The sequence below is a fragment of the Microbacterium sp. BH-3-3-3 genome (genome assembly GCF_001792815.1).
In the GTDB taxonomy this organism is placed as follows: Bacteria; Actinomycetota; Actinomycetes; order Actinomycetales; family Microbacteriaceae; genus Microbacterium.
The window spans coordinates 957,984-974,617 of sequence record NZ_CP017674.1; the positions used below are offsets into that span (position 1 = coordinate 957,984).

Genomic DNA, 16,634 nt, shown 5'->3' on the forward strand with positions numbered 1-16,634 from the left:
AGAGCACCCGGGGTGAGGGCGCGTTCCTCCGAGAGTAGTCGACGAGGGTGAGATGAGGCCGAGCGTGTCGGGGGTGTGTGACACGATGAAGATACTGCCGTGCAACGAGGAGGCGTCACCGTGACCGCGTATCCGAACTGGACCCCGGCCTCTCGCCCCGGCATCGTGCCCCTGCACCCGTACGGCTTCGGCACGATCCTCGGCCGCTCGTTCGTCGCCCTGCGGCACAACCCGAAGGTGCTGCTCGGCTTCGCGCTCGTCGTGCAGGCCGTCGCCTACATCGTGCTGGCCGCCGCGGTGGGCGCCATCGCCGTCGCCAGCTTCTCGCGCCTCGACACCGTTGCCTACGGCGGTGACGACTGGGGCGCGATCTTCGCCGGATCCACCGTCATCACGGGCGCCGCCGCCCTGGTGCTGAGCCTGCTGGTCGGAGCGCTCAGCGTGGTGGTGCAGGGCGTCGTCGTCTCCGAGGTCGCTCACGCGGTCGTGGCCGAGAAGCCGACCCTGAAGGCCGTCTGGGCCCGCGTGCGCCCGGTGATCTGGCGGCTCATCGGCTACAGCGCCCTGGTCGTGCTCGCCAGCCTGGTGGTCGTCGGCGTGCTCGCCGGCATCGTGACGCTGCTCGTGATCTCGGTGCTGTGGCTCGGCATCCTCGTCGGCGTGCTGTTCGTGCTCGGGCTCATCCCGCTGTACGCGTGGCTGACCACGAAGCTCTTCCTCGTGCCCTCGGTGATCATCCTCGAAGGCGCCGGCATCCGCGCGGGGATCGCCCGCTCGTGGCGGCTCACCCGCCGGCGGTTCTGGTCGACGTTCGGCGTGATCGTGATCATCTCGTTCGGCTTCAGCGTGCTCGCCCAGCTCATCTCGGTGCCCTTCAGCCTCATCGCGGGGATCGTTCCGGGCATCCTCGCCCCCACCGGCACCGACGAGATCGGGGCCGTCGTGGGAATGGTCGTGGTGCAGGTGATCGGCCAGTTCGGCATCCTGCTCGTGCAGTGCATCGCGCTGGTCGTGCAGTCGACCTCGGCCGCGCTGGTCTACGTCGACGCCCGCATGCGGGTCGAGGGACTCGACCATGATCTGCACACCTACGTCGAGGCACGCGATGCCGGGGCCACCGACCTCGCCGATCCGTACCTCGTCGGCGTCGGTCGCGTCGTCGAGCGGCCAGCACCCGTGCCCGTCGGGGCGGCACCGCCGTACGCCGGCTACGGCGCCCCCGCCGGGTATGGCGCTCCCGCCGGGTACGGAGTCCCCGCCGGATACGGCGCCCCGGCCGGATACGGTGCCCCGGCGCAGTACGGTGCTCCCCCGGTCCCCGCTCCCGCCTCGGACGCACCCGCGACCGGGTCGGCCACGCCCGCCGATCGGTCCGCCGACGAGGCGGTCTCGGGTCCGGCGACTCCCCCGCCGCCCGCCCCGCCGAGCCCCGACGTGGCCCCGCCCGCGGCGCCCACCTCGTGGGCCGCGCCCGGGTCGCCGACCGATCGATGACGGCCGCCGCTCTCGCGACCGCCGCCGCCGCGGTGTTCCCGCTCCTCCCCGACCCCGACCAGGCGCGGGAGTGGGCGGAGCGCGAGCTCGAAGACCCGTCGTACCAGGCGTCCGAGCCGACCTTCATCGACCGCGTGGCGCAGGCCGTCGCCTCGTTCATCGGCGACCTGCTGCGGCCGTCCGGCAACGCCGACTGGGGGCCCTCGGCCCTCATCGTGCTGGCCGTGCTCTTGGCCGTCGGCATCATCGTCGCTCTGCTCATCTGGGGGCGCCCGCGCCGTCTCGTACGCGCGCAGCCGGCGGCGCGCGCGCTCTTCGACGACGACGACGGGCGATCGGCCGACGAACTGCGGCGCGAGGCCGATGAAGCCGCCGCCCGCGGGGCATGGGACGCCGCGATCGTGCTGCGCTTCCGCGCCGTCGCGCGGGGTCTGTCGGAGCGCGGCCTCGTCGACCCGCCGCCGGGGGCGACGGCGCGCGCCTTCGGCCGTGCCGCGGGGGTCGCCCTGCCCGCACTCGCCGCCGCGATGGACACCGCCGCCGCGAGCTTCGACGACGTGCGCTATCTGCGCCGCCCCGGAACCGCCGACGGGTATCGCGCGATCGCCGATCTCGACGAGGCCGCCGTCCGAGCCCGCGCCGTCACCGACAGCGCCGTCACCGACCGCGCGGCGGCCCCCTCATGAGCGCCCCCTCGGGTGTCGCGAGTCCCGCATCGGCCTCGCGCTCCGCGCACCCCCGCCGACGCGCCGCGCTCGGCTGGATCGCGTTGGTGGTGGCCCTGCTGCTCGTCGCGCTCGTCGGCGGCTCCCTCGTGTACGGCGGCTACCAGCAGCGCGCGGTGCTCGACCCCGAGTCGGCCGGCCCCGACGGCACCCGAGCGGTGGTGCGCATCCTCGAGCAGCAGGGCGTCCGCGTCACCGTCGCCCGCGACCGTCAGGCCGCCGAACGCGCGCTCGGCGGAGGCGACGCCACGCTCGTGCTGCGCGACGCCCCGATGCTCTCCGACGGCGCACTGAGCGACCTCGCGGAACGGGCACGGCACACCGTGCTCGTCGAACCGCGCTCGCGGGCGCTGGGCGTGCTGCTGAACGGCTCGTCGCTGGGCGGTTTCGCCGACGACGCGACGACGGGCCCGGCGTGCGACGTGCCCGCGGCGCGGGGCGCCGGAGACGCCCGCGTGGGCGAAATGCTCGTGCCGGGCGACGGCGTGCAGGGCTGCTACCCCGTCGGCGACGAATACGCCCTGCTGACCGACGAGCGGGGCGGACGCACGGTGACCGCCCTCGACGGTCTGTCGGTGCTCACCAACTCCACCCTCACGGCCGACGGCAACGCCGCGCTGGCGATCGGCGTGCTCGGACAGACCGACGCTCTCGTCTGGTACGTGCCCTCGCCCTCCGACGCCGACCAGGGCACCACCGCCCCGACCCTCGCCGACCTGACACCCCCCTGGGTGACGCCGGCGATCCTTCTGCTGCTCGCCTCCGCGCTCACCGCCGCCGTCTGGCGGGGCCGTCGGTTCGGCCCGCTCGTCACCGAGCGCCTCCCCGTCACGGTGCGGGCGAACGAGACCACCGAGGGCCGCGCGCGGCTGTACGCCGCCTCGGCCGACGCGGGGCACGCGCTCGACGAGCTACGGCGCGCGAGCCGCGCCCGGCTCGGTCGGCTGCTGGGCCTCGCGGCGCGCACCTCCCCCGTCGACACCTCCGATGCCGTCGCCGAACGCCTGGGCGCCGACCGTGGCCTGGTCCGCGGCATCCTCGTCGACGACTCACCCCGTACCGACCGTGAACTCGTCGCGGCCGCCGACCGACTCCGCGATCTCGAGGCGAGCGTGCGCGCCGCCGTCCGAACCGAAGGGACCACCCGATGACCGACAGCCCCGAGAACTCCGCAGCTCCCCACACCACGACCGCGAGCGCCGACGACCACACGGCCCTCCGCGAGGCCATGCACCAGGTGCGCCTCGAAGTCGGCAAGGCCGTCGTCGGCCAGGACGGCACCGTGACGGGGCTGCTGATCGCCCTGCTCTCGCGGGGACACGTGCTGCTCGAGGGCGTTCCGGGCGTCGCCAAGACGCTGCTGGTGCGCTCCTTCAGCCGCGCGCTCGGTCTCGACACCCGCCGCGTGCAGTTCACCCCCGATCTCATGCCCGGAGATGTGACGGGTTCGCTGGTCTACGACGCGCGGGCCGGGGAGTTCGAGTTCCGCGCGGGCCCGGTGTTCACGCACGTGCTGCTCGCCGACGAGATCAACCGCACGCCCCCCAAGACGCAGGCGGCGCTGCTCGAAGCCATGGAAGAACGTCAGGTGTCGTCCGATGGGGTGAGCCGTGCGCTTCCCGACCCGTTCCTCGTCGCCGCCACGCAGAACCCCATCGAGCACGAGGGCACCTACACTCTGCCCGAGGCCCAGCTCGACCGCTTCCTGCTCAAGCTCGTCGTCGACCTTCCGGGTCGCGACGCCGAGGTCGACGTGCTCCGCCGCCACGCGGGCGGATTCGACCCTCGGCACCTCGACGAGGCCGGGGTGACGCCGGCGGTCACCGCGTCGCAGATCCTGGCGGCACAGCGCGCCGCGGCATCCGTGGCCGTCGACGACGACCTGCTCGGCTACGTGGTCGACCTCGCGCGCGCCACGCGTCAGAGCCCGTCGGTGCTGCTGGGTGTGAGCCCGCGCGCCAGCACGGGACTGCTCGCCGCCGCGAAGGCGTGGGCCTGGCTCGGCGGTTACCCGGCGATCACGCCCGACCACGTGCAGACCATGCTCGTGCCCGTCTGGCGTCACCGCATCCGCCTGCGGCCCGAGGCCGAGATCGAGGGCGTCTCGGTCGACGCGATCCTCACGTCGGTCCTGCAGCAGACGCGCGTCCCCATCTGATGTTCGTTTCCGGCCGTCTCGCCCTGCTCGTCTCCCTCGGCGTCGGGCCCCTCGTGCTGCTCAGCACCGCGGGGGCTCCGGCGTGGGCGGTCGCGGGCGGATGGGTGGCTCTCTGCGTCGTGCTCGCGGCGATCGACATCGCCCTCGCCGCCGACCCGCGCCGGGTCGAGATCACTCGCACGCTGCCGGAGCGGGCGCTGCGCGACGAGCCGGTGACCGGCGAACTGCGGGTGCGCAACCTCGGTACCCGCCTTCTGCGCGCTGTCGTGCGCGACGCGTGGCAGCCGACGGCCGGGGCGCCCGACGAGCGGCAGCGTTTCACCGTGCCGCCCGGCGAGCGACGGGGAGCTGCGCTGTCGTTGCTCCCGCGGCGCCGGGGCGAGTTGCGCAGCGCCTTCGTCACCGTGCGCGCCGCGGGTCCCCTGGGGCTCGCCGGCCGACAGGCGGTGGTCGACGCCCCCGGGCGTCTGCGCGTCCTGCCCCCGTTCACTTCCCGGCGACACCTCCCCTCGCGACTCGCCCGCCTGCGCGAGCTCGACGGCAACACCTCGCTGCAGGTGCGCGGGCAGGGCACCGAGTTCGACAGCCTGCGCGAGTACGTGCGGGGCGACGACGTGCGCTCGATCGACTGGCGGGCGACGGCGCGCGCCGGAACGACCATGCTGCGCACCTGGCGTCCCGAGCGCGATCGGCACGTCGTCATCGTCATCGACACCGGACGCACGGCCGCCGCCCGCGTGGGTGACGGCGTGCGGCTGGATGCCGCGATGGAGGCCGCTCTGCTGCTGTCGGTGCTCGCGACGCGCGCCGGTGACCACGTGCACCTCCTCCTGTTCGATCGCGTGACCCGCGCGCGCGTCACCCGCACCGATGGCGCGCAGCTGCTGCCCGCGCTGGTCGAGGCGATGGCGCCCGTCGACCCGCAACTCATCGACACCGACTGGGACGCCGCCTTCGCGCAGGTGCGGGGCCTCTCGGTGCGCCCCGCGCTGGTCGTGCTGCTGACGGCCGCCGACGACCCCGAAGCCGCACGCGCGTTCCTCGCGTCGCTCCCGGCGGTCGCGGCGCGATCGCGGCTGCTGGTGGCGACGGCGACCGACGGCCCGGGCGACGCCCCGGCCCACCGCGACGCCGCCGACGTGTACGCCGCCGCCGCGATCGAGCGCGCGCGGCATGACGCCGACCGGGTGCGGGCGGCCGTGGTCCGCGCCGGGGGCGACGCCGTCTCGGCGTCGGCCGACGATCTGCCGCCGCTCGTCGCCGACCGCTACCTCGCGCTGAAGGCGGCCGGGCGCCTGTAGCACACCCAGCCCCCATGCAGCCGGAGACATACGACGCGGCTTATCCTGGGGGGTACCCTTCGAGCCGTCGGCGCGTCCCCTCCGCGCCCGGCTGCGCCGTCTACGCACAGGATGCGGGAGAACTCTTGCCAGGAAACGCCACGACACGCTTCGACGATGTGGCCCTCGTATCGGTGGCGAGCGTTCTGCCCGGCCGGGTCACGACGTCGGACGACATCGAGGATCGGCTCGCTCCCGCGTTGCACCGGCTGAAGTTGAAGCCCGGTCTGCTCCGTCGCGTGGCCGGCGTCAACGAGCGTCGCAACTGGGCCGCGGGCGAGTCCTCCGACGAGGCGACCATCGCCGCGGGCAAGCAGGCACTGGCCGAGGCGGGCGTGGATCCGAGCGAGATCGGCCTGATCATCAACACCTCCGTCACCCGCAAGCACTTGGAGCCCTCGGTCGCCGTCCGCCTGCATCACGGCCTCGGTCTGCCCAGCTCCGCCATCAACTTCGACGTGGCCAACGCGTGCCTCGGCTTCATCAACGGTATGAGCCTCGCCGCGGGCATGATCCAGTCGGGCCAGGTGCGCTACGCGCTCATCGTCAACGGCGAGGACGCCGACGAGATCCAGGTCAACACGATCAACCGGCTCGTGCGCGAAGACCTCGATCGCGACGCGTTCATGCAGGAGTTCGCATCGCTGACCCTCGGCTCCGGCGCGGCCGCCGCCGTGCTCGGACGCGCGAGCGACCATCCCGAGGGTCACCGCCTGGTCGGCGGCGTCACCCGCGCCGCGACCGAGTTCTACGACCTCTGCGTCGGCAGCGTCGACGGCATGTTCACCGACGCCAAAGCCCTGCTCAAGGGGGGCCTCGACCTCGTCGTCTCGGCGTGGAAAGAAGCCAAGGGCGAGTTCTCGTGGACGGGGATGGACCGGTACATCACGCACCAGGTCTCGTCCGTGCACACCTCCGCGATCGTCCGTGCCGCCAAGCTCGACCGCACCCGCGTGCCCGTCACGTACCCCCACCTGGGCAACGTCGGTCCGGCATCCATTCCCATCACCCTCGCCGACGAGCAGCACACGCTCCGCCGGGGTGATCGCGTCCTGCTGATGGGGGTGGGCTCCGGGCTGAACACCGGCATGCTGGAGCTGGCCTGGTGAGGGTCACCGCCCCCGCCGCCACTCTTCCCCCGGCCGGGCTGCCCGGGCTCGATCCGTCGCTCTCTCGACTGGTCGATGTGTCCGGCGCCGCCGCCGACGCGGGGCGCACGCGCACCTGGCACGTGCTCGACACCGGTCCCTCCCTCGCCGAACGCGGCATCGAGCCCCGCGGCACCATCGTGGCGGTGCACGGCAATCCGACGTGGTCGTACCTCTGGCGGGCCCTGGTGAACACCTCCCTCGACCGCGCCGTAGCCGGGGCGACCCCGTGGCGCGTCGTCGCCGTCGACCAGCTCGAGATGGGCTTCTCGGAGCGCACGACGCTCCGCCGCACGCTCGCGCAGCGCATCGCCGACCTCGACGCCCTCGTGACGACGCTCGACCTCGCCGGCCCGGTCGTCACCATCGGCCACGACTGGGGCGGACCCGTCTCGCTCGGCTGGGCCGTCGAGAACCGCGACCGCCTCGCGGCCGTCATCGCCCTCAACACCGCCGTGCATCACCCCGACGGTGCCCCCCTGCCCTTCGCCCTGCGGGTGGCGACGGCGCGCGGAATGCTCGCCGCGGGCACCACCGGCACCACGGCGTTCCTCGACACCACCCTCGCGCTGGCCGATCTCGACCCGGCCGTGCGGGCGGCGTTCCGTTCCCCGTACGCCACCGTGGCCCGTCGCCGCGGCATCGGCGGGTTCGTGGCCGACATCCCGGCCACCGCGACCGACGAGAGCACTCCGGCGCTCCGTCGGATGTCGACGGGGCTCCGCGACCTCGACGTCCCCGCGCTCTTCCTGCGCGGACCGAAGGACCCCGTGTTCGGCGAGGGCCACCTCGACGATCTCACCGAGCGGATGCCGCACGCCGACGTGCATCGTTTCGAAGGCGCCGGGCACCTCATCGCCGAGGAGCGCCCCTACGCCGACGTCGTGCTCGACTGGCTCGACGAGAAGGTCGTCGCTCTCCCCGGCGCGACCCCCGCCGACGCCGCCCCCGCCGAGACCCGCGCGGGCCGCGCGAAGGCGGCACGCGCGCAAGCGGAGCTCGACGGTGCGGGCGACACCGCCCCCGCCGGTCGCCTGTGGGACGCCCTCGTCGCCCGCCGCGACGACGACGACACCGCCGTGATCGACATGAGCACCGCGCGCGACGGCGCGCCGCTGCGCGTGAGCTGGCGGCAGCTGTCGACCCGCGTCGACGAGCTCGCCGCCGGTCTCGACGCCTTCGGCGTGCGCGCGGGCGACCGCGTCTCGCTCCTGGTGCCACCCGGACCCACCCTGACCGCGGCGTTGTATGCGTGCCTGCGCATCGGCGCCGTCGTGGTCGTGGCCGACCGGGGTCTCGGCATCCGGGGTCTGTCGCGTGCCGTGCGCGGCGCCGTTCCCGACGTCGTCATCGGCGAGGTCGCCGGTCTCGCCGCCGCCCGCGCGCTCGGATGGCCGGGGCGCCGGGTGTCGGCCGCCTCTCTGCCGTCGGTGACCTCGCGCGCTCTCGGCGTCGAGGCGAGCCTGTCGGACCTCGCGCGCGCCGGCCGCGGGCGCGCGCTGCCCGCCGCCCCCGACGCCGATGCCCTGGCGGCCATCCTGTTCACCTCGGGGTCCACGGGACCGGCGAAGGGCGTCGTGTACACGCACGCGCAACTCGCGGCCCTGCGCGACACCCTGGCCGCGCACTTCGGCGTCACGGCCGACACCGGTCTGGTGACGGGCTTCGCGCCGTTCGCGCTGCTGGGCCCGGCGCTCGGTACGCGTTCGGCGACCCCCGACATGGACGTCTCGGCGCCGCGCACCCTCACCGCCACGGCGGTGGCCGCAGCCGTCCGCGCCTCCGACGCCCGCATCGTGTTCCTCTCGCCCGCCGCGGTGCACAACGTCGTCGCCACCTCAGGCGCCCTCGACGCCGACGACCGCGCCGCCCTCGCCCGCGTCGACACCTTCCTCTCGACGGGTGCCCCCGTGGGCATCGACCTGCTGCGCCGTGCGCAGGAGCTCATGCCCCGTGCGACCGCGCATACCCCGTACGGCATGACCGAGTGCCTGCTCGTCGCCGATGTGACCCTGCCCGAGATCGAGCGGGCGGCGGTGACGGGCGACCGCGGCGTCTGCGTCGGCCGTCCCCTCGGCACGGGCCAGGTGCGCATCTCGGCGATCGGCCCCGACGGCCGTGCCACGGGAGAGCCGTCGACCGATGCCGGTGTGACGGGCGAGGTCGTCATCTCGGCCCCGCACCTCAAGCGCGGATACTTCCGCCTCTACCTCACCGACCGCGAGGCCCGCCGCGGGGTCGCCGACCGCTGGCACCGCACGGGTGACGTGGGTCACCTCGACGCCGACGGACGCCTGTGGATCGAGGGGCGACTCCCCCACGTCATCACGACCGCCGAGGGTCCCGTCACCCCGGTCGGCATCGAGCAGGATGCCGAGACCGTGCCCGCCGTCGAACGCGCGGCCGCGGTCGGGGTCGGCCCCATCGGTCGACAGGTCGTCGTGGCCGTGGTCGAGGCCGGCGCGCGGCGCCCGGGGCTGGCGACGCCGGAACTGACCGAGGCCGTCCGCGCCTCGACGGCGCAGTCGCTGGCCGCCGTGCTGGTGGTGCCGGCGCTGCCCACCGACATCCGCCACAACTCCAAGATCGACCGCTCGCGCCTCGCCGCGTGGGCCGAGCGTCTGCTCGCCGGCGCGAAGCCGACGGCGCCGTGAGGGTCCTCGCCACCGGCGCGTCCGGCTTCCTCGGCGGCGCCGTCGTGCGTGCCCTGCACGACGCCGGTCATCAGGTGCGCACGCTGCAGCGCCGCCCCTCGCGCGTCGACGGCGCCGAGGATCGCCTCGGTTCCGTGACGGATCCGGATGCCGTGGCATCCGCCCTCGAGGGTGTCGACGGCGTGGTGCATCTGGCCGCGAAGGTGTCGCTGGCGGGAGACCCCGCGCAGTTCCGGGCCGTGAACGTGGAAGGCACGCGGACGCTCCTCGACGCCGCGTCGGCCGCCGGTGTCCGGCGCATCGTGCACGTGTCGTCGCCGTCGGTCGCACACGCCGGTCACGCCCTGGCCGGCGTCGGGGCCGAGCCCGCCGACCCCGAAGCCGCGCACGGCGAGTACGCCCGCTCCAAGGCCGAGGCCGAGCTGATCGCCCTCTCGCGCGCGGGCGGCGACACCGCCCTGGTCGCGATCCGCCCGCACCTCGTGTGGGGGCCGGGCGACACCCAGCTGATCGCCCGCGCGATCGACCGCGCCCGCCGGGGTCGACTCCCGTTGCTCAACGGGGGAACCGCGCTCATCGATTCCACGTACGTCGACAACGCGGCATCCGGGATCGTCGCCGCGTTGGACCGTGTCGACGAGGTGAGCGGTCGCGCGTACGTGCTGACCAACGGCGAGCCGCGCCCGGTCGGCGACCTGCTCGCCGGGATCTGCCGCGCTTCGGGCGTCGAACCGCCGCGGTTCAGCGTGCCGGCGGGGCTGGCTCGCGCGGCCGGCGCCCTCGTCGAGCGCGTGTGGGCCGTGCGCCCGGGTGAGGACGAACCTCCCATGACGCGCTTCCTCGCCGAGCAACTGTCGACCGCGCACTGGTTCGACCAGACCGAGATCCGCCGCGACCTGCGCTGGACGCCCGCGGTCTCGCTCGACGAGGGTCTGCGCCGCCTGTCGCTCGCCTGAGCCCGGCCCCCTCTCCCGCACGCCCCTCGTGCGCCTCCCCCGCACGGCGGTCGCCCCTGCCCTGCGTGTCCCACTTCGTGCAGCCCCGGCACCGCAAACCCGCACAAAGTGGGACATCCCCCCGGCAGACACAACCGCCACCGCGCGCATGTCCCACTTCGTGCAGCCTCCGTGCCGCAAACCTGCACAAAGTGGGACATCCCCCCGGCAGACACCGCCTCACGCGCCGCCTCTGCACGTCAGTCGCCCGCACCCTGCGTGTCCCACTTCGTGCAGCAACCGTGCCGCAAACCTGCACAAAGTGGGACATCCCCCCGGCAGACACCGCCTCACGCGCCGCCTCCGCACGGCAGTCGCCCGCACCCTGCGTGTCCCACTTCGTGCAGCACCCGCACCGCAAACCCGCACAAAGTGGGACATCCGCCCGGCAGAGCACGATGGCAGCAACAGCTTGCAGCTGAGCCGCCGCAGCGCCGCGCGCACGACGGAAGGCCCGCCCCCGCGAGGGGACGGGCCTTCCGGATGCCGCGGGTACCGAGCCGCAGCGCGCCCCGCCGCAGCGGGGACGGGTGGTCAGACCAGGTCGAAGCGGTCGAGCTCGGTGACCTTCTGCCAGGCGGCGACGAAGTCGCGCACGAACTTCTGCTTCGCGTCGTCCGAGGCGTAGACCTCGGCGAGCGCGCGCAGCTCGGAGTTCGACGAGAACACCAGGTCGACGCGGGTGCCGATCCCGACCGTCTCGCCCGAGCCGTCCTTGGTGCCCTGGAACGCGTGCTTGCCGCTGTCGAGCGGCTTCCACGTCGTGCCGAGGTCGAGCAGGTTGGCGAACACGTCGTTCGTCAGCGCACCGGGGGTGTCGGTGAAGACGCCCCAGTCGGAGCCGTCCCAGTTCGCGCCGATGGCCCGGAGGCCTCCGACCAGCACGGTCATCTCGGGCGCGGTGAGCGTCAACAGGTTGGCCTTGTCGAGCAGCAGGAACTCCGCGGGCAGCCGCGCGTCGCGCGAGGCGTAGTTGCGGAAGCCGTCGGCGACCGGCTCGAGCCAGCGGAACGACTCGATCTCGGTCTGCTCCTGCGTCGCGTCGGTGCGGCCCGGGGTGAAGGGCACCTCGACCTCGACACCGCCCGCGCGAGCGGCCTGCTCGACACCGGCGTTACCGGCGAGCACGAGCAGGTCGGCGATCGAGACCTTCTTGCCGTCCGCCGCCTGCGCGTCGAAGTCGGCCTTGATGTTCTCGAGCACCGAGAGCACGGATGCCAGCTGCTCGGGGTTGTTGACCGTCCAGCTCTTCTGCGGCTCGAGGCGGATGCGGGCGCCGTTCACGCCACCGCGCTTGTCGCTGCCGCGGAAGGTGGATGCGGCGGCCCAGGTCGTGGTGACCAGCTGCGGCACCGTCAGGCCGCTGTCGAGGATCCGCTGCTTCAGCGCCGCCGCGTCGGCGGCGTCGATGAGCGCGTGGTCGACGGCGGGCACGGGGTCCTGCCAGACGAGCACCTCGGCGGGGACCTCGGAGCCGAGGTAACGCTCGCGCGGGCCCATGTCGCGGTGGGTCAGCTTGAACCAGGCGCGGGCGAAGGCGTCCTGGAAGGCGGCCGGGTCCTCGGCGAAGCGGCGCGAGATCTTCTCGTACGCCGGGTCGACGCGCAGCGCCAGGTCGCTCGTGAGCATGCGCGGCTCGCGGCGTCCGTCGGAGTGCGCCTCGGGCACCATATCGGCGCCGCCACCGTTCTTCGGACGCCACTGGTGGGCGCCCGCCGGGCTCTGGAAGAGCTCCCACTCGTAGGCGAAGAGGATGTGGAAGAACTCGTTGTCCCACCGGGTCGGGTGGTAGGTCCAGGTGACTTCGAGACCACTGGTGATGGTGTCGTCGCCCTTGCCCGTGCCGTGGCTGTTCTTCCAGCCGAGACCCTGGTCGTTGATGTCGGCGGCCTCGGGGTTCACGCCGACGTGCGAGTCGCTCGCGGCACCGTGCGTCTTACCGAAGGTGTGACCACCGGCGATGAGGGCGACGGTCTCTTCGTCGTTCATGGCCATGCGGCCGAACGTCTCGCGGATGTCGTGGGCCGACAGCTGCGGGTCGGGGTTGCCGTTGGGGCCCTCGGGGTTGACGTAGATGAGGCCCATCTGCACGGCCGCGAGCGGGCGCTCCAGCTCGCGGTTGCCCGTGTAACGCTCGTCGCCGAGCCACGTGGTCTCGGGGCCCCAGTACACGTCGTCGTCCGGCTCCCACACGTCGGTGCGGCCGCCGGCGAAGCCGAAGGTCGGGAAGCCCATGTCCTCGAGCGCGACGTTGCCGGCGAGGATCATGAGGTCGGCCCATGAGATCGACTGGCCGTACTTCTTCTTGATGGGCCAGAGCAGGCGGCGAGCCTTGTCGAGGTTGACGTTGTCGGGCCAGCTGTTCAGCGGCGCGAAGCGCTGCATGCCCGCGCCCGAACCGCCGCGACCGTCGGTCACGCGGTAGGTGCCGGCGCTGTGCCACGCCATGCGGATCATGAGGGGGCCGTAGTGCCCGAAGTCGGCCGGCCACCAGTCCTGCGAGGTCGTCATGACCTGCTGGATGTCGCTCTTGACGGCGGCGAGGTCGAGCGCCTCGAACGCGGCGCGGTAGTCGAAGTCCGTGCCGAGCGGGTCGCGCAGCGCGTTGTTCTTCGCGAGGATCTTCACGTTCAGCGACTCGGGCCACCACACGCGGTTGGCGGAACCCTGGGTCGGGTGGGGCAGGGCGCCGGCGGGCTCGCTGTCGGCGGGGGCTTCGCCCACGGGCAGTCGGTTGTCGTCGGGGGCGGCTCCATCGTGGAAGACGGGGCACCCGTTCAGAGCGTCGCTCATCGGGATCCTCTCGGTTTTTCGGCTTCGGACTTCGCTCGACAATCGGAGCACACGCCCCAGAACGTCACCTCGGCGGTTTCGATGAGAAAGCCGCTCTGCTCCGGCATGTGCAGACAGGGAGCCGCACCGACGACGCAGTCCACGTCGTCGATGCGTCCGCAGCCGGTGCACACCACGTGGTGGTGGTTGTCGCCCACGCGCAGTTCGAAGGTGCCGGCGTGGCCGGCGGGTTCGATGCGGCGGGCGAGTCCCGCGTCGGCGAAGTCGCCGAGCGCGTTGTACACGGACTGTTTGCTGGTTCCGGGGAGGGTGCCCCGGATCCCGTCGAACACCGCGTCGGCGGTGGCGTGCGGCCGGGCGCGGAGCGCCTCGAGCACGGCGACGCGTGTCGCCGTCACCCGCAGACCCGCGCCACGGATGAGGGCATCCGCGGTGGCGTCCGGCTGACTGTCGAGCATGCCTCCACCCTAGCTATTTTTGAGTGAATCAAAAATGACACGCCGGGGAACGGTCGGGAACGACCGGATGCCGTCAGCCGGCGGTGAGGGTCGGAGTCCCCGCCTCGTACTCGGTGAGATCGCCCGTCTCGCCCGCGGCCGCAGCCCTCCGGCCCACCCACAGCATGTAGAACAGGAACACGCCCAGCGCGAGCGCGCCGATGGCGATCTTGATGGGCCACGGCCAGTCGCGGGGCGTGACGAAGCCCTCGACCAGTCCCGACAGCGCCAGGGCGAACACGAGCCCCACCGCCACCGTGGCCAGCGATCGTCCGGCCGCCGCCAGAGCCGCGGCGCGCGTGCGTCGGCCGGGGGCGACCCAGGCCCAGAAGATCTGCAGACCCGCCGCCCCCGCGACGAAGATCGCGGTGAGCTCCAACAGGCCGTGCGGGAGGATGAACTGGAAGAACACGTCGGCGCGGTCGAAGGCGATCATGATCGCGGCCGACTGCCCCACGCCCACGGCGTTCTGCATGATCACCATCGCCGGCCAGAAGCCGGTCACCCCGAATAGCACGCACTGCGCCGCGATCCACGCGTTGTTGGTCCAGACCGTCCCGGCGAAGATCGCGTTGGGATTCTCGCGGTAGTAGTCGACGAAGCGCTCGTCGGCGTAGTTCTGCAGCTCGCTCTGCGAGCCGAGCGCGGCCACCGCGGCGGGGTCGTTCGAGATCCAGAGGGCGACGAGGGTGGCGACGGCGACGAAGAACACCGTCACCGCCAGCGTCATCCACCGCACCCGGTACAGCGCCGCGGGCAGCTGCTGCAGGAAGAAGCGCGGGAACTGCTTCAGCACGTTCTCCCGCACGCCCGTCAGCCGCAGACGCGTGCGGGCGAGCAGCAGCGAGACGTAGTCGCCCTGCGGCGTGCGTCCGGCCGAGGTCTTGATGTCGGCCAGGTCGGCCGATGCCGCGCGGTAGCGCGTGACGAGTTCGTCGACCTCGGGGCCGCTCAACCGGCGCCGACGGCCGAGATCGTCGAGGCGGGACCACTCGTCTCGTCGGGCGGCCGTGAGGGCGTCGAGGTCCATGTGGTCAACTGTACGCATGGCATCGTCGTCGACCCCCGGACCTTCGGTCGCACTCGTGCACACGGGTGCGGACGAGACCCTCACCGGCGAGGCCGTCGCCCTCGACGTCCAACCCCTCGGGTTCTTCCTGCGGGCGGTCGGCTGCCTCATCGACATGGTGGTGGGCTTCGCGCTCCTGCTCGGTGGCGGCCTGCTGATCGCGACCATGGTCGTGGGAGCGACGCTGCCCGAGAGCGCGGTCGGGATCGCCGTGGTCACCCTGCTCGTCGTCGTCATGGTCGCGCTGCCCACGACGGTGGAAACCCTGTCGCGCGGACGCAGCCTCGGCCGCCTCGTGGTCGGTGGGCGCATCGTCCGCACCGACGGCGGCGCGGCGGGGTTCCGTCAGGCGTTCATCCGCTCCCTCGTCGGCGTGCTCGAGCTGTGGTTCACCCTCGGGGCGATCGCGGCGGTGGTGGGGATGTTCACGCCCCGCTCCCAGCGCCTGGGCGATCTGCTCGCGGGCACCTCGAGCGAGCGCACGCGCACGCGTCCTCTGCCGCCGCCGGCCCCCGGCATCCCTCCGGGACTCGAATCGTGGGCCGCGATCGCCGACGTCTCGCGCCTGCCCGACCGACTGGCGGCGCGCATGTCGACCTTCGTGCGCGGGGCCGACGCGCTCGACCCGGCCTCGCGCGCGCGGGTCGCCGCCGCGCTGGCCGAGGCGGTCCGCCCGTTCGTGTCGCCCCTGCCCCCGACCGACCCCGAGACGCTCGTGCGGGCCGTGTCGACGGTGCGGCGCGACCGGGAGTACCGGGCGCTGCTGCTCGAGAATCAGCGCGCCGCCGCCCTCACCGAGCGGGTCTGACGCGGCGGGCTCAGGCGCGCAGCGTCTCGTGCCGCACGACGACCCACCCCTGCGGAACCGACAGGCGATCGGCGTGGATCGCGCACAGATCGTGCGCGTGGGGGTCTCCGACGGGACCGAGGGGGCCGAGGGCCGCCATCTGGTCGCCGTAGTCGTAGGTGAGGGTGCTCATCGCCTCGCGGGCGCACGCCACCTTCGAACAGAGTCTGTCGCGCATCGCGGGTCAGCCTACTCAGCCGGCGCCTGGCGACCGCCGCGCCGCGCCGTCGCCCCCGGATGCCGCACCCGACAGCGGCGGTACAGCCGCACCATCGCGCCCTCTGCGCCGGGCCCGCATCGCCCCCACACGCATAAACGCTCATCCTGCGTATAAACACGACGGCAGCGCGTTTATGCGCACGATCCGCGTTTATGCGTCGACTTCATGCGTCGAACCGAACGGTGTCGGTGCCCGCGGATAATGCAGACGGTACCGACGGACCTGCCGACGTCGCGCACCGCAACCATAGGATGAACGCATGGTGCGTCGACGATCCCGCGAAGCCCGGCCGGTCGTCCGTCCGTCGCGGCACGGCCGCCACGGGCGCGAGAACCGCAGTCCCGTCGTGCGTCCGCCGCTGCCGCCGGTCGACACGCGCGTCGAGCGCTTCGACGTCGCCGTGGGGGCCGCCGCGGAGTTCCTGCGCTCGGCCTGGACCGAGCTGCGCGACGTGTCGTTCGAGATCGGCATCATGCCGCCGGCCGCGACCGATGGCATCCCCCGGTGGACGGTGCTGCGCGAAGAGAAACGCATCATCCTCTACCGCGTGCCCATCGAGCGCCTCGGGCATCCGCATCACGACGACGACCTGCACCGCCGCATGGTGATCGAGGGCGCCGTCTTCCGCGCCGCGGCCGAGTTCCTCGATCGCGACCCGTGGGACCTCGGCCCCGAGCGCTTCCGCTTCTTCTGA

At 73.1% G+C, this 16,634-nt stretch carries 14 protein-coding genes; 10 read left to right on the plus strand and 4 right to left on the minus strand.

The features are described 5' to 3' along the window. Nucleotides 1-99: 99 nt before the first annotated feature. The 8 genes from BJP65_RS04515 (at nt 100) to BJP65_RS04550 (ending at nt 10,475) form a co-directional block, all read left to right on the plus strand. Entirely contained in the window at nt 100-1,494 is a 1,395-nt protein-coding gene (locus BJP65_RS04515) for a glycerophosphoryl diester phosphodiesterase membrane domain-containing protein (RefSeq protein WP_258027522.1), read from the plus strand. Further along, nucleotides 1,491-2,180, plus strand: coding sequence for a DUF4129 domain-containing protein (locus BJP65_RS04520; protein WP_156784810.1), 690 nt, complete (start codon nt 1,491-1,493; stop codon nt 2,178-2,180). The genes BJP65_RS04515 and BJP65_RS04520 overlap by 4 nt, the downstream gene beginning before the upstream one ends. Further along, the gene (locus BJP65_RS04525; RefSeq protein WP_070408362.1) at nt 2,177-3,370 is read left to right on the plus strand and encodes a DUF4350 domain-containing protein; all 1,194 of its coding nucleotides are present in this window, start codon (nt 2,177-2,179) and stop codon (nt 3,368-3,370) included. Before BJP65_RS04520 ends, BJP65_RS04525 begins: the two co-directional genes overlap by 4 nt. Next, nucleotides 3,367-4,377 (plus strand): MoxR family ATPase, encoded by a 1,011-nt coding sequence (locus BJP65_RS04530; protein ID WP_070408363.1) that lies wholly within the window; start codon nt 3,367-3,369, stop codon nt 4,375-4,377. Before BJP65_RS04525 ends, BJP65_RS04530 begins: the two co-directional genes overlap by 4 nt. Continuing rightward, complete coding sequence (locus BJP65_RS04535) at nt 4,377-5,678, plus strand: DUF58 domain-containing protein (protein ID WP_070408364.1); 1,302 nt, start codon at nt 4,377-4,379, stop codon at nt 5,676-5,678. Before BJP65_RS04530 ends, BJP65_RS04535 begins: the two co-directional genes overlap by 1 nt. Nucleotides 5,679-5,803: 125 nt before the next feature. Next, nucleotides 5,804-6,826: a 3-oxoacyl-ACP synthase III gene (locus BJP65_RS04540; protein WP_055936675.1), complete on the plus strand. Its 1,023-nt coding sequence runs from the start codon at nt 5,804-5,806 to the stop codon at nt 6,824-6,826. Continuing rightward, nucleotides 6,823-9,519, plus strand: coding sequence for an alpha/beta fold hydrolase (locus BJP65_RS04545; protein ID WP_070408365.1), 2,697 nt, complete (start codon nt 6,823-6,825; stop codon nt 9,517-9,519). The genes BJP65_RS04540 and BJP65_RS04545 overlap by 4 nt, the downstream gene beginning before the upstream one ends. Continuing rightward, on the plus strand, nt 9,516-10,475 hold the full coding sequence (locus BJP65_RS04550; protein WP_070409841.1) for an NAD(P)-dependent oxidoreductase: 960 nt from the start codon (nt 9,516-9,518) through the stop codon (nt 10,473-10,475). The genes BJP65_RS04545 and BJP65_RS04550 overlap by 4 nt, the downstream gene beginning before the upstream one ends. A 573-nt stretch (nt 10,476-11,048) precedes the next feature. Here the strand turns inward: BJP65_RS04550 and katG are convergent. The 3 genes from katG to BJP65_RS04565 form a co-directional block, all read right to left on the minus strand. Continuing rightward, nucleotides 11,049-13,307 (minus strand): catalase/peroxidase HPI, encoded by a 2,259-nt coding sequence (katG, locus tag BJP65_RS04555; RefSeq protein ID WP_156784811.1) that lies wholly within the window; start codon nt 13,305-13,307, stop codon nt 11,049-11,051. Next, nucleotides 13,304-13,765: a Fur family transcriptional regulator gene (locus BJP65_RS04560; protein ID WP_055834549.1), complete on the minus strand. Its 462-nt coding sequence runs from the start codon at nt 13,763-13,765 to the stop codon at nt 13,304-13,306. Before BJP65_RS04560 ends, katG begins: the two co-directional genes overlap by 4 nt. Before the next feature lie 73 nt (nt 13,766-13,838). Continuing rightward, a complete protein-coding gene (locus tag BJP65_RS04565) occupies nt 13,839-14,834 on the minus strand; it encodes a stage II sporulation protein M (RefSeq protein ID WP_055834546.1) in 996 nt (331 codons plus the stop codon). Nucleotides 14,835-14,850: 16 nt separating this feature from the next. Between BJP65_RS04565 and BJP65_RS04570 the strand changes: the two genes are divergently transcribed. Then, on the plus strand, nt 14,851-15,681 hold the full coding sequence (locus BJP65_RS04570) for an RDD family protein (RefSeq protein ID WP_055834543.1): 831 nt from the start codon (nt 14,851-14,853) through the stop codon (nt 15,679-15,681). Between the two features lie 10 nt (nt 15,682-15,691). Here BJP65_RS04570 and BJP65_RS04575 read toward each other — a convergent pair whose 3' ends face one another. Continuing rightward, nucleotides 15,692-15,898 (minus strand): DUF3499 family protein, encoded by a 207-nt coding sequence (locus tag BJP65_RS04575; RefSeq protein WP_055834540.1) that lies wholly within the window; start codon nt 15,896-15,898, stop codon nt 15,692-15,694. Between the two features lie 301 nt (nt 15,899-16,199). On the opposite strand from BJP65_RS04575, the gene BJP65_RS04580 reads away from it, so the two are divergent. Further along, nucleotides 16,200-16,634, plus strand: a complete 435-nt coding sequence (locus BJP65_RS04580; protein WP_191926293.1) for a hypothetical protein — start codon at nt 16,200-16,202, stop codon at nt 16,632-16,634.